The organism is Pedobacter sp. ISL-64, assembly GCF_018613605.1.
GTDB lineage: Bacteria > Bacteroidota > Bacteroidia > Sphingobacteriales > Sphingobacteriaceae > Pedobacter.
Window position 1 is genome coordinate 387,546 of the sequence record NZ_JAGGPU010000001.1, and the last position, 13,119, is coordinate 400,664.

Here is a 13,119-nt window from a genome sequence, read left to right on the forward strand (position 1 = left end):
ATAAGAATGACAATAGAACAATTGATTTGGTTGGTTCCGTTACTTCCTTTTTTAGGGTTTGTAATTAATGGACTAGGCAGAAACTCTTTATCTAAAGGACTTGTTGGTATCATCGGAAGCGGGGTAATCTTAGCCTCCTTTATCATCAGCGTAGTTATTTTCTTTAGTTTACAAGGCGACACACAAAAATCTCACGAAGTATTTTTATTCGATTGGATCAGCGCAGGTGCATTACACATTCCATTATCTTTCCTGGTTGATCCTTTAAGTTCGATCATGCTTTTGATCATCACTGGAATTGGTTTCCTGATCCATTTATATTCTACCAGCTATATGCACAATGATGCAGGATTCGGTAAGTTTTTTGCTTATCTGAACCTGTTTGTATTCTTCATGCTTTTATTGGTATTGGGATCAAACTACATCGTTATGTTTATCGGTTGGGAAGGCGTAGGTTTATGCTCTTACCTGTTAATCGGTTTCTGGTATACAAACAGTGCTTATGCCTCAGCAGCTAAAAAAGCTTTCGTAATGAACCGTATTGGCGACTTAGGCTTTTTGTTAGGCGTATTCTTAATCTTCACCACTTTCGGTAGTGTAGAATTTGCTAAAGTTTTCCCTCAGGCAGCGAACATGTTACCTGGTAATGATACGCTGGTTCTAATTACGATCTTGTTGTTTATTGGTGCCTGCGGTAAATCGGCACAATTGCCATTGTTTACCTGGTTACCTGATGCGATGGCCGGACCAACACCAGTTTCGGCTTTGATCCATGCAGCAACGATGGTAACCGCTGGTATTTACATGATTGCCCGCTCAAGCGTATTGTTCGATCTTGCTCCGCTTACCCAACACATTATTGCTATTGTTGGAGCGGCTACAGCTTTAGTTGCTGCAATTATTGCTTTAACACAGACTGATATTAAAAAAGTACTGGCTTATTCAACCGTATCGCAGCTGGGCTATATGTTTCTAGGTTTAGGTGTTGGTGCTTATACAGGTTCGTTTTTCCACGTATTAACCCACGCATTCTTTAAAGCACTATTATTCTTGGGCGCAGGTTCGGTTATTCATGCCATGCACCATGAGCAGGATATGCGCCATATGGGTGGATTGAGAAAGAAACTTCCGGTTACTTTTTTAACCATGATGATTGGTACCATTGCCATTGCAGGTTTACCACCGTTCTCTGGTTTCTTCTCAAAAGACGAAATTTTAGCGCACGCTTTCCAAGATAGTCCGGTTCTTTGGGGAATCGGTGTATTAACGGCATTCCTAACTGCATTTTATATGTTCAGGATGATGTTCCTTACTTTCTCCGGAAAATACCGTGGAACACACCATGCAGAAAGCCATGTGCACGAATCGCCAACAGCGATGACATTGCCATTAATCATATTGGCTATTCTTGCTGCAATTGGTGGAGTAATCAACTGGCCACATATTTTTGGTGGAAACGAATGGTTAGCACATTGGTTAGCAGGTGCAGGTGTCGCTCAGCACGAACTGGATTTAAGTCATTCAACAGAAATAGGTTTAATGGCAATATCGGTAACAGCCGCTGTAGCCGCTTTATTTTATGCTCATAGCAGATATGTAAGGGGAGCCCGCGTTCCTGTTGCTGATGAATCACCACGCTCTGTATTGGCAAAACTATCGTACAATAAGTTCTATTTGGATGAGATTTACGATTTCTTGATCACTAAACCTTTAGATGCACTTTCGAAATTCTTTTACAGAATTATCGATAACAAGTTGATCGATGGAATTGTAAACGGATTGGGATGGAGTACAAACGAAGCCAGTAAGGGCATCCGTTTGTTGCAAAGTGGAAACGTAGGTTTCTATATATTTATGATGGTATTCGGTATCGTCGCATTGTTATTATATACATTTTTATACATATAAAAAGGGTTCAAAATTAAATAATGGAACAACTTTTACTACTTATATTTCTTCCGCTTGCAGGTGCAATTATCACGGCATTTGCGGGTAAGTCGGCTAAAATAGTTTCGACCGTATTTGCGGTTGTTTCTTTGGGCCTGGCTTTGGTTATCGCCTGCAATTTCATTCCAAATGCAAGTACCCAATTTGAGGTTAATTTGCCATGGATTGCAGACCTGGGCATCAATTTCCACGCAGGTATTGATGGTATTAGCATGCTTGTAGTATTGCTAACCAATTTATTGGTGCCGATTATCATTTTATCAAGCTACAACCACGAGTATAAAAATCCGGCTGCATTTTATGCCTTAATTTTATTTATGCAATGTGGCCTGTTATTGGTATTTACATCGTTAGATGCTTTCTTGTTCTATATCGGATGGGAAGCAGCATTAATTCCAATCTACTTTATCTGCGCCATCTGGGGAGGAAAAGACCGCATCCGTATCAACATGAAATTTTTCGTGTATACTATTGCAGGTTCGTTATTTATGTTGATGGGGATTATTTACCTGTATCTTCAAAACCCAGCCCACAACTTCGATATCCAGGCTTTTTATGCCTTAAATTTAGATAGTGCGCAACAGGGATGGATTTTCTGGGCTTTCTTTATTGCTTTTGCGATTAAGATGCCGATTTTTCCTTTCCACACCTGGCAGCCAGACACTTATACAGCGGCACCTACACAAGGAACGATGCTGTTGTCGGGTATCATGTTAAAAATGGGTATCTATGGTGTAATTAGATGGTTGTTGCCAATTGTTCCGGCTGGCGTTCACGATTGGGGCCAGGTAGCTATTATTTTATCAATCATTGGTATTGTTTATGCTTCGATAATTGCTTTTACACAAAAAGATGCAAAACGTTTAGTAGCTTATTCATCTATTGCCCACGTTGGATTAATATCAGCAGGGATCTTCGCTTTCAACCAGCAAGGTATGCAAGGTGCAATGGTACAGATGTTAAGTCATGGTATTAATGTAGTCGGTTTATTCTTCGTTTTAGATATTATATTTTCTCGGGTAAAAACAAATAAAATTGAAGAGTTGGGAGGAATCGCCAAAGTAGCACCTCAGTTAGCCCTTACTTTTCTGATCATTGTTTTAGGAACAGTAGCCTTACCTGGAACAAATGGATTTATTGGTGAGTTCTTATTGCTAATGGGCGTTTATAATTACGGCATTTGGGCTGCAGCTATTGCAGGATTAACCATTATCTTCGGTGCAGTTTACATGTTACGCATGTACCAGAATGTAATGCTGGGCGAAACCAATAGTTTAACCATCACTTTCAAGGATATTAAAGGAACTGAAAAATTGGTTCTTTATACCATATGTGCATTAATTATAGTTTTGGGTGTTTATCCGAAACCAATTTTGCACTTAACAGAGGCATCTGTACAACATTTATTAGAACAGGTAAATCAAAAATTAAACACAGTAAATTAAGCAATGAATATTATTATAACCATTAGTATAACAGCTTTTATAGTGCTTTATGCAGGTTTGTTTAAGGCAAATAAAGCATTACTACCACTTACCGTTGTTGGCTTACTTACTGCACTAGGATTTACTTTTTGTGCATGGAACGGCAATGCTATTCATTTCGGAATGATGCAGACAGATAACTTCGCCCTGGCATTTTCAGGGATCTGTATTATCGGTACACTTTTAATCTTTTTATTAACACAGAACTATTTCCACGCTAAAAGCGATAATATAGCTGAATATTATACCTTAATTCTTTTCGCACTGGCGGGAATGCTCATGATGGTGTCGTATAAAAATATGGCCATGTTATTTGTAGGCTTAGAGATCATGTCGGTGAGTTTATATATCCTGGCTGGTATCCGTAAAAAGGATTTTGCCTCTAACGAAGCCTCTTTAAAGTATTTCTTGATGGGAGCTTTCTCAACAGGCTTCCTGTTATTTGGTATTACGTTAATTTATGGCGCTACAGGATCATTCGATTTAGATAAAATACAAGCTTATCTGGTAAATAGTCAGACAATTACTCCAATATTTTATCCTGGAGTAATTTTGATGATGATTGGTTTAAGTTTTAAGATTGGTGCTGCTCCCTTCCATTTCTGGACTCCAGATGTATATGAAGGTTCGCCAACCTTAATCACTACTTTTATGAGTACAGTAGTTAAAACTGCAGGTTTTGCTGCTTTTTTAAGGTTATTTGCTGGCTCACTTGCGCCACTCCACGATTTTTGGGTTGCACCGCTTATGGTGATTGTTTGTTTAACCTTATTTATCGGAAACGTAACTGCACTCTTCCAGAAGAACTTCAAACGCATGCTGGCTTACTCGAGTATTTCGCACGCGGGTTACCTATTGTTTTCGCTTATTGTGTTAACCAAAAACTCTGAAAACAACGTATTGGTTTATGCCGCGGCTTACACCTTCGCATCAATTATCGCTTTTGCGGTATTAATATTAGTAAAACAAAAGACGGGTAGCGATAGCTTCGAAAGTTTCAATGGTTTAGCTAAACGTAATCCACTAATAGCATTATGTTTAACAGTAGCGATGCTTTCGTTAGCAGGTATTCCGCTAACAGCTGGTTTTATCGGGAAATATCTAATGTTCCTGAATGTAATGACCGAATATAAAACTTTGCTTGTTGCATTTGCGATTTTAAATGCACTGGTTGGCTTCTATTATTACTTTAGGGTAATTGTAGCCATGTGGTTTAAAGACGGTGCAGAAACAGAACTTTCAACCCCGGCACAGTACAAAATTGTGTTACTGGTTTCTGTAGCCATTACATTAATTTTAGGTATTTACCCTGCAATTATTTTAAACCTGATATAGGTATGCTGTTGTTTAATAATTATTTGTAGTTTTACGAATAATTGAATATGCACGATTTTTGGAATAACCTGCATCAGCTACTTGATCCCGAGAAATTATTGAGGGAGGGTGGTTTCTATCTCGTCGTATTCGTTATCTATGCAGAAACGGGCCTGTTTTTTGGTTTTTTTCTTCCCGGTGATTATTTATTGTTTTTAGCGGGAATGTTTGTAGCAACAGGCAAGCTTGATGTGAACATTGCGGTGCTCTTGGCGGGCTTGTGTTTCGCAGCCATTTCTGGAAATTTTACCGGCTATTGGTTTGGGCGTAAAACTGGCCCCGTATTGTACACCAGAAAAGATAGTTTCTTTTTTAAGAAGAGATATTTAAAAGCTGCAGAGGATTATTATCACAAACAAGGTGCCTTCGCATTAATTATGGGCAGGTTTGTGCCAATTGTTAGAACTTTTGCACCGATTTTTGCGGGGGTTGTAAAATTAGAGTTTAAAAAGTTTGCGTTATACAATGTTGTTGGTGGCGTACTTTGGATCTGCTCGTTAACTTTGCTCGGTTATTTTTTGGGCAGAAGGTTTGAAAAAGAAATTAACGATTATTTATTATATATTATTATTGGCTTTATCCTTATTACAACTATACCATTATTAATTACCTTTGTAAAAAGTAAAGTAGTAAGTGGCCCTGAAGAGGATAAAACAGATTTAAATTAGAAATGGCAAAAGACGATCATCACGCGTGGCATAGCGTATCTCCTGGTTCAAACCTTCCAGAGGTTGTAAACGCAATTATTGAAATTCCAAAAGGTTCGAAAGCAAAATACGAAATAGATAAGGAATCAGGTCTGATCAAGTTAGATAGGGTTCTTTTTTCATCAGTAATGTACCCTGCAAACTATGGCTTTATTCCGCAAACCTATTGCGATGATAAAGATCCATTAGATATTTTAGTGCTTTGCTCAGTGGATGTTTATCCAATGACATTGATCGAGGCTAAAGTAGTAGGTGTAATGCATATGGTTGATAATGGTGAACAGGATGATAAAATCATTGCTGTAGCTGCTCACGATATGTCGGTAAACTATATCAACGATTTAGATGAGTTGCCTCCACACCAAATGAAAGAGATTGTTCGTTTCTTTCAGGATTATAAAGCATTAGAAGATAAAAATGTAACTATCGAACATTTACTAGGTGTTCGTTATGCGCATAAAGTAATTAAAGAAAGCATAGAACTTTATAACACAACATTTAGAGAATTAGCTTAATGGATTTACCCACGGTATGTTTGTTTTTAAATTTTGAGCTAAGTGCAATCCTGCCCACAAACGTAGTTTTGGTTGCTGTACAAGAACCCGATACCACTTCTGTAGGCTGGCGATTATTCTTTGCGTTATTTTTGGTGTTACTTAACGGATTTTTTGTTGCAGCAGAGTTTGCAATTGTAAAAGTCCGGGCATCACAGATTGAAATTAAAGCAAAAACAGGCAGTCGGGTAGGCAAAATGGCCAAAGGGATTATTCATAACCTTGATGGATATTTGGCCGCCACACAGCTAGGTATAACGCTTGCATCACTTGGCTTAGGTTGGGTAGGTGAGGGCGTTATGCATACTATCTTTAAAAATCTTTTCGACAGCTTGCAATGGGGCTTTAGCGATGCTTTTATCCATTCGGCCTCAACAGTAGTCGCTTTTTCCGTGATCACTATTATGCACATTGTATTTGGTGAGTTGGCTCCGAAATCATTTGCCATCCAACGGCCAGTAGCAACAACCTTATTTGTTTCTGTTCCATTACAGATATTTTATGTGGTATTTAGGCCATTCATTTGGACATTGAACAGCCTGGCCGCTATTATTTTAAAACCATTTGGAATTGACACCTCCGGAGGGCACGAATCACTTCATAGTACGGAAGAACTTCAGTATTTATTAGATCAAGGTAAAGAAAGCGGCGCATTAGATAATAATGAACACGAGCTGATTAAAAATGTATTCGATTTTAATGAGCGCGTGGTGAAGAATATCATGGTACCCAGGACCAAGATCTCGGGTATTGAGCTAACCTCTCCGAAAGAAGAAGTAATCGATACCATTATTAAAGAAGGGTATTCACGTTTACCGGTTTACGATGAGATTATGGATAAAATCGTAGGGATTATCCATGCAAAAGATATTTTACCATTGGTTGCCGCAGGCAATCAACATTGGACGTTAAACGATATTATCAGAAAACCATATTTCGTAACAGAAACCAAGAAAATAAACGATTTGATGAGCGAACTGCAAAGTAACCGCATACAAATCGCTATTGTATTGGACGAGTTTGGCGGAACGGCAGGTATGGTTACCTTAGAGGATATTGTTGAAGAGCTTGTTGGAGAAATCCAGGATGAATACGATGAAGAAAAGCCATTAGTAGAAAAAGTTTCTGATAATGAATTTATCGTAAATGCATTTGCAACAGTTTACGATGTAAATGAACATTTACCTCACGATCTACCAGAGGATGAAGATTTCGATACCATTGGTGGATTGGTTTCTCACGTTTTTGAACGTATTCCTGAGGTAGGCGAAAGCAACGAATCATATGGCTACCTGTTTACTATCCTTAAAAAGACAGAAAAGAACATCGAAACCATTAAATTAGAATTGGTAATCAATAAAGGAGATATGGTTGATAATCACTAATTTCAACTATGCATATTTTTTATACACCAGATATAACCCAAAATACTTACACACTTAACGAAGAAGAGAGTAAACATTGTGTTAGGGTACTTCGACTTGCCGTTGGCTCAATCGTTAATCTGGTGGATGGAAATGGTGGTTTTTACACCGCTGAAATCACTTCTGATAATCCGAAAAAAGTCTCCTTATCCATTTTAAAAGTAGAAACGGAGTTTCATAAAAGAAATCATTACCTGCATATTGCTGTTGCGCCAACTAAAAATATCGACCGAATCGAATGGTTTTTAGAAAAAGCTACAGAGTTGGGTATTGATGAAATTACACCAATTATTACCGATCGATCGGAGCGTAGGATAGTTAAAGAGGATCGGCTCAACAAAGTGATTACTTCTGCCGTAAAACAATCGATAAAAGCCTATCATCCAAAATTAAATGATGCCATTTCTTTGGATGCTTTTTTAAAAGAATCATTCGATGGGCATAAATTAATAGCACACTGTATCGATAACGGGGAGAAACAATATATATCCAGACTTGTAGCTCCACATCAAAAATACTTAATTCTCATTGGTCCTGAAGGAGATTTCACACCTGATGAAGTTAATTTAGCTTTGAACAAAGGCTTTAAAGCATTAACTTTAGGTGATAACAGATTGCGCACAGAAACGGCTGCATTATCTGTTTGTTTTGAAATCAATTACCTTAACCGATAATCAATTTGAAGTTTTCAGTTTTCAGTTTTCAGTTTCCGAAATTTAAGTTTATTGCTGCCTGTGTAGGAGTTTTAGCTTTGTACTTTGTGCTTTCTGCTTTTAGTTCATTCCCGCCAACCTACCGCATGGCCAAACTTAAATACAATGGTGGTGGCGATTGGTATGCGGATAGGACAGCTTTACCCAATTTAATCGCCTACTGCAATGCCAATTTGAAGACTAATTTTTATGCCGAAGAAAGTATCGTAGAAGTAGGCTCGAAAGAAATATTCAATTATCCATTTGTTTACATGACTGGCCACGGAAACGTAGTTTTTAACGATCAGGAAATTAAAAATTTAAGGCAATACCTTACAGGTGGTGGTTTTCTTCATATTGATGATAATTATGGATTGGATAAATTTATCCGCCCGCAGATGAAAAAAGTATTCCCGGAACTTAGTTTTGTCGAATTGCCGGCCAACCATGCATTATATAACCAAAAATTTAAGTTCCCGGGAGGCTTGCCAAAAATCCATGAGCATGATAATAAAAGGCCACAGGGATTTGCGTTGATTTATAAAGGTAGAGTTGTATGCTATTACACCTTTGAGTGCGATTTAGGGAATGGCTGGGAAGATTTTGGTACATATCCTGAAGATACACAAGAAACGAGGACTAAGGCGCTTAAAATGGGCGCAAATTTGGTTCAGTATGCTTTAACCCAATAACAAATGTATAAAGTAAAAGTAAACGATCATTTTTTATTCGAGGTTGAAAATAAGGAGTTATCTTTTTTGGTAAACGGAGAACCTATTCAATTCGATCTGAGTTCAATTGGGAATAATATTACGCACGTTTTATACCAGAATAAATCTTTTAATACAGAGCTGGTTGAGCTGAACAAAGCAGATAAAACCTGTAAAATAAAGGTTAACGGTAATATTTATCAGATTAGCATCGAAGATCAGTTTGATGTTTTGTTAAAACAGTTGGGGTTGGATAATTTAACTGCTAATAAAGTTTCAGAAATTAAAGCACCGATGCCTGGTTTAGTACTAAAGGTTTTGGTTGAAGAAAACGCTGAGGTAAAGAAAGGGGATAACTTACTGGTGCTGGAAGCCATGAAAATGGAAAATATCCTAAAATCATCAACTGATGGTGTGATAAAGAAAGTTTTGATTAAGCAGGGCGATAAGGTAGAGAAGAACCAGATCTTGGTTCAATTTAAGTAGTTTTATTTCTCGCTACCTAAGTTATCTAAATAGGCGTCATTTCGAGCGGAGTGCAACGCAGTCGAGAATCTGGCTAGATAGATCTCTCTCCCGAACGTTCGGGACTACGCTCCAGTCGAGATGACGATTTTTCTTTGAATCCGTCAAACTTAAATTATCTAACAAAATATAAAACCACAAAAAAAAAGTCCCGATTTAATGTCGGGACTTTTCTTTTTTATTTACCTCTACTTACCCTGTAGGGTTTTTGAGGAGGGTTTTTAAAATTTCTTTTACCTGCAGTACTAATTTCTGGAGCGCCGAGCATAGTCATGGCGCAACGGAAACCAACTTCTGCAGATGATTCATCTTGCTGCATAAAACGGCGTGTTGCCGGGTTTAACCAGTAAGCCATGTCATTCCAAGAACCACCTTTATAAACTCTGGATTTATCGTTTACAAGCGTTACACCTTCTTCATTTAATAAAATATTTTGTCTATCACGGTAACCTCTTTGATCTGCCTGATAACTGGTTGATGCTACTGGAGATTGTGGATCAGTCGATTTTGAAATCGAATCAGAACGTTTCGCCTGTGCCTGTTTTTCTGCCCAGGTTTGTTTTCTTCCAGCGTAAGCATTTTCCTTAATCGGATTGCCATATTTATCCAATGCGATTTTTCCGCTTTGCGAATCCTCTAATTTTTTATTGGTGAAATAGTTACCACGATATGGATTAAATGCATCTGCATCGGTAAATGTACCTGTTCTGTAAACATCATTAACCCATTCATTCACGTTTCCAGCCATATTATATAAGCCGAAGTCGTTTGGTGCATATTGAATAACGGGAACAGTTAAATCTCCTTTATCATTTAATGAACCACCAACACCCATATAATCACCAGGTGCCCTTTTAAAGTTGGCCTGAATCATACCTCTGGTTTTCTTTTTGGCAGAGCTCACACCTAAGCCATTCCACGGGTAGATTTTATTCTGATTGATGTTTTCGTATTCTGTATTGCCAATTAAACCTAAAGCAGCATATTCCCATTCAGCTTCTGTTGGTAAACGATAAGGCTGCATAATTACACCATCCTCTAGTGTCGCAGTTCTTCTAGGCTGATTGTTTTTGCCTCCAGATGCTGGGGCTACTGTTCCTCCAGCGGTTGATGTAGCTGCACCTGATTTTGTATTGTAATCGATTGGCGCATTTTTCCCCTTATCATCATACTGGCCATTTAAATATGCATCAGTATTAAAAGGTTTGTCTGGTTTTGGAGTCGCCGCAGCTGTAGTAGCAGCATTGCTTTTTCCATTACCGGCTAAAGTTTTATAATCAGTTAAAATTCCTTTTTCGCGTAGAATAAATTCGTTAGCTCTCGAAGTTCTCCATTCGCAATAACGTGATGCCTGCTCCCATGAAACACCTACAACAGGGTAGTCACGGTAAGCTGGGTGTCTTAGATAGTTATCTACATAAGGTTCGTTATAAGATAATGCGCGGCGCCACACTAAAGTATCAGGAAGCTCATTGTAATAAAACTCACGATCTTCAGGGTAGTTGTATCTGATCCAGTGTAAGTATTCTAACCAATCGGTATTCGATACTTCAGTTTCATCCATGTAAAAAGATGGAACAGTAACCTGTCTTTTATAATTGTAAATATTTGGCTCAACACCCGGTACTTCGATGGCACTACCACCAACAACTAAAACTCCACCTTCAATTGGAATCAAGCCTGGTCCTGGAGCTCTCTTGTATTGAGTAGCTACAGCAAAAGCACCAGATTGGTTGTTTTTGCTTTTCCTATCGGCATAAGGAATACCTGTTTTGCTAGAACTGTTTCCTCCTTTTGAGCTACAGCTCGTAAGTAGGGCAGCTAATGACAAACAAGTAAAAGAATATAGTAACAGTTTTTTCATATAGTTCGTTGGGAAAATCGTCCCTATAGGGATTCAACCGATAAAATTAAACAATTTTAAATGAATATATAAATAATGTGGTAATAAAATATCGATTATATTTTTGAGTGATAACGTATTATTTTATATCGTATTGTGTCTACTTACTTTTTCAGTTAAATTTAGGTTAAATAATTATAAATAAGCAAGATAAAAAGAAAGTGAGATGATTGAGAAGTGCTGTTAGCAAGCCATTGGCCCAATAGGTAGAATTACTTTTATTACAGTTCAGGTCATCTCAATATTAATTTTTTTTATGTTTTTAGTGACAGCTTAAACACGTATATATAAAAAGAGTATTGTTATAGTTTATAGAGATTGCAATAAATTAACCATATTTGATTTAAAGATTATTAAGTTGACAAATCGAATTAATAATTTTTATGGAAAAAAGAAAATAGCTCAATTATGAATCTAAATGGTTATTAGTTATGGGTTTAGGTTTTTTGCAGTCGCGCCTGTATGTAAAAATCGTAGGTTTAATTAGTAAATAATCATAGAATTCGTAATTTGGTGAAATATAAGTTTTGGTTTTACGTTACAGAATATATTCTCCAGTTGTTGCTAAATACCAAAATCTAAAATTACGTACCTTTAAAGGATGAATTTCAAGTACATCAGTAAACTTGCTTTTTCTGCACTCTCAATGGCCTTGGTGTTTGGTAAAACAAATGCTCAGGTAACCATAGGCAATACACAAACAAATGGTAGCGAGGCAAACAATATTGTAACAGCAGTTCCATTTCTGCTCATTACACCCGATGCCCGTGCCGGTGCAATGGGCGATGCTGGCGTGGCTGTTGCTGGTGATGTAAATTCAGCCAGTATTAATGCTTCTAAACTTGCATTTTTAGATAAACCTTACGGATTTTCTGTTTCTTATAGCCCATGGTTAAAAAGTTTAGTACCTGATATTAATCTTGCTTATTTAAGTGGCTTTTATAAATTGGATGATCGTAATACCATTGGTGCCTCATTAAGGTATTTTTCTTTAGGCTCTATTCAACTTACCGACATCAACCAACAAGACCTGGGAATTTCCAATCCGAATGAATTGGCTTTTGATGTTTCTTTTGCCCGTAATTTTGGTGAGGAATTTTCATTAGGAACATCATTAAGGTATATTTATTCAAATTTAGCTTCAGGTCAATTTTCATCATCAGGGCAGGTTCATAGCGGAAATGCGGTAGCTGTAGATGTGTCGGGCCTATACAAAACAACAACTACAATGTTTGGCAGGCAAACTGTTCTTTCTGCAGGCGCTAATATTTCCAACATTGGAACAAAAATGAGCTATTCTGATGGTGGAGAAAATTTCTTTTTACCAACAAATTTTAAAATAGGAGGCGCGTCTACAATTACTGTCGACGATTTCAGTACCTTAACTTTTGCCCTTGATTTTAATAAGTTACTGGTGCCAACGCAGCCGATATACGATTCGAACAATAACATTGTGAGCGGAAAAAACCCTAACCGTTCAGTACCTGCCGGAATTTTTGGTTCATTTAGTGATGCCCCGGGCGGTTTTAGTGAAGAATTAAAGGAAGTAGGAATTTCAACAGGCTTAGAGTACTGGTATAACCAACAATTTGCAGTGAGAGCAGGTTACAACTATCAGAGCCCAATGAAAGGCGATAGCCGCTACTTTACCCTGGGCCTTGGATTAAAATACAACGTTTTTAATATAGATTTCTCTTATTTGATTGCAAATGCACAAACAAGTCCACTTGCAAATACCTTACGTTTTGGTCTATTGTTTAACTTTGGAGACAAAAAGATTGTTAAAAAGTAATTTTAAG

At 37.6% G+C, this 13,119-nt stretch carries 11 protein-coding genes; 10 read left to right on the top strand and 1 reads right to left on the bottom strand.

Annotated elements, in window-relative coordinates; genetic code table 11:
- Positions 1-12 precede the first annotated feature (12 nt).
- The 9 genes from nuoL to J7E57_RS01780 all read left to right on the top strand — a co-directional run bounded on the left by nuoL (position 13) and on the right by J7E57_RS01780 (position 9,378).
- Positions 13-1,908, top strand: coding sequence for an NADH-quinone oxidoreductase subunit L (nuoL, locus tag J7E57_RS01740; protein ID WP_215130282.1), 1,896 nt, complete (start codon positions 13-15; stop codon positions 1,906-1,908).
- Positions 1,909-1,928: 20 nt separating this feature from the next.
- Positions 1,929-3,392, top strand: coding sequence for a NuoM family protein (locus J7E57_RS01745; protein WP_215129990.1), 1,464 nt, complete (start codon positions 1,929-1,931; stop codon positions 3,390-3,392).
- 3 nt (positions 3,393-3,395) lie between these two features.
- Positions 3,396-4,766 (top strand): NADH-quinone oxidoreductase subunit N, encoded by a 1,371-nt coding sequence (locus J7E57_RS01750; RefSeq protein WP_215129992.1) that lies wholly within the window; start codon positions 3,396-3,398, stop codon positions 4,764-4,766.
- A gap of 47 nt (positions 4,767-4,813) precedes the next feature.
- Positions 4,814-5,473 carry a DedA family protein gene (locus tag J7E57_RS01755; RefSeq protein WP_029274742.1) on the top strand — a complete coding sequence of 220 codons (660 nt, stop codon included), beginning with the start codon at positions 4,814-4,816 and terminating at the stop codon, positions 5,471-5,473.
- A gap of 2 nt (positions 5,474-5,475) precedes the next feature.
- Complete coding sequence (locus tag J7E57_RS01760) at positions 5,476-6,027, top strand: inorganic diphosphatase (RefSeq protein WP_055908779.1); 552 nt, start codon at positions 5,476-5,478, stop codon at positions 6,025-6,027.
- Positions 6,027-7,451: a hemolysin family protein gene (locus J7E57_RS01765; RefSeq protein ID WP_251029758.1), complete on the top strand. Its 1,425-nt coding sequence runs from the start codon at positions 6,027-6,029 to the stop codon at positions 7,449-7,451. Before J7E57_RS01760 ends, J7E57_RS01765 begins: the two co-directional genes overlap by 1 nt.
- 8 nt (positions 7,452-7,459) lie before the next feature.
- A complete protein-coding gene (locus tag J7E57_RS01770) occupies positions 7,460-8,164 on the top strand; it encodes a 16S rRNA (uracil(1498)-N(3))-methyltransferase (RefSeq protein ID WP_215129994.1) in 705 nt (234 codons plus the stop codon).
- A gap of 125 nt (positions 8,165-8,289) precedes the next feature.
- Positions 8,290-8,874 carry a DUF4159 domain-containing protein gene (locus J7E57_RS01775; RefSeq protein ID WP_251029768.1) on the top strand — a complete coding sequence of 195 codons (585 nt, stop codon included), beginning with the start codon at positions 8,290-8,292 and terminating at the stop codon, positions 8,872-8,874.
- 3 nt (positions 8,875-8,877) lie between these two features.
- Positions 8,878-9,378, top strand: a complete 501-nt coding sequence (locus J7E57_RS01780; protein ID WP_215129997.1) for an acetyl-CoA carboxylase biotin carboxyl carrier protein subunit — start codon at positions 8,878-8,880, stop codon at positions 9,376-9,378.
- Positions 9,379-9,595: 217 nt separating this feature from the next.
- On the opposite strand, the gene J7E57_RS01785 is transcribed toward J7E57_RS01780, so the two are convergent.
- On the bottom strand, positions 9,596-11,281 hold the full coding sequence (locus tag J7E57_RS01785; protein WP_215129998.1) for an SUMF1/EgtB/PvdO family nonheme iron enzyme: 1,686 nt from the start codon (positions 11,279-11,281) through the stop codon (positions 9,596-9,598).
- A 640-nt stretch (positions 11,282-11,921) separates the two neighbouring features.
- Between J7E57_RS01785 and porV the strand changes: the two genes are divergently transcribed.
- Complete coding sequence (gene porV, locus J7E57_RS01790) at positions 11,922-13,112, top strand: type IX secretion system outer membrane channel protein PorV (protein ID WP_057931413.1); 1,191 nt, start codon at positions 11,922-11,924, stop codon at positions 13,110-13,112.
- Positions 13,113-13,119: the final 7 nt, after the last annotated feature.

Bases quoted from the DNA above. Each gene is read 5' to 3' on its own strand.
- J7E57_RS01745 (WP_215129990.1), top strand. From the start codon at position 1,929: ATGGAACAACTTTTACTACTTATATTTCTTCCGCTTGCAGGTGCAATT.
- J7E57_RS01750 (WP_215129992.1), top strand. From the start codon at position 3,396: ATGAATATTATTATAACCATTAGTATAACAGCTTTTATAGTGCTTTAT.
- J7E57_RS01755 (WP_029274742.1), top strand. From the start codon at position 4,814: ATGCACGATTTTTGGAATAACCTGCATCAGCTACTTGATCCCGAGAAA.
- J7E57_RS01760 (WP_055908779.1), top strand. From the start codon at position 5,476: ATGGCAAAAGACGATCATCACGCGTGGCATAGCGTATCTCCTGGTTCA.
- J7E57_RS01765 (WP_251029758.1), top strand. From the start codon at position 6,027: ATGGATTTACCCACGGTATGTTTGTTTTTAAATTTTGAGCTAAGTGCA.
- J7E57_RS01770 (WP_215129994.1), top strand. From the start codon at position 7,460: ATGCATATTTTTTATACACCAGATATAACCCAAAATACTTACACACTT.
- J7E57_RS01775 (WP_251029768.1), top strand. From the start codon at position 8,290: ATGGCCAAACTTAAATACAATGGTGGTGGCGATTGGTATGCGGATAGG.
- J7E57_RS01780 (WP_215129997.1), top strand. From the start codon at position 8,878: ATGTATAAAGTAAAAGTAAACGATCATTTTTTATTCGAGGTTGAAAAT.
- J7E57_RS01785 (WP_215129998.1), bottom strand. From the start codon at position 11,281: ATGAAAAAACTGTTACTATATTCTTTTACTTGTTTGTCATTAGCTGCC.
- porV (WP_057931413.1), top strand. From the start codon at position 11,922: ATGAATTTCAAGTACATCAGTAAACTTGCTTTTTCTGCACTCTCAATG.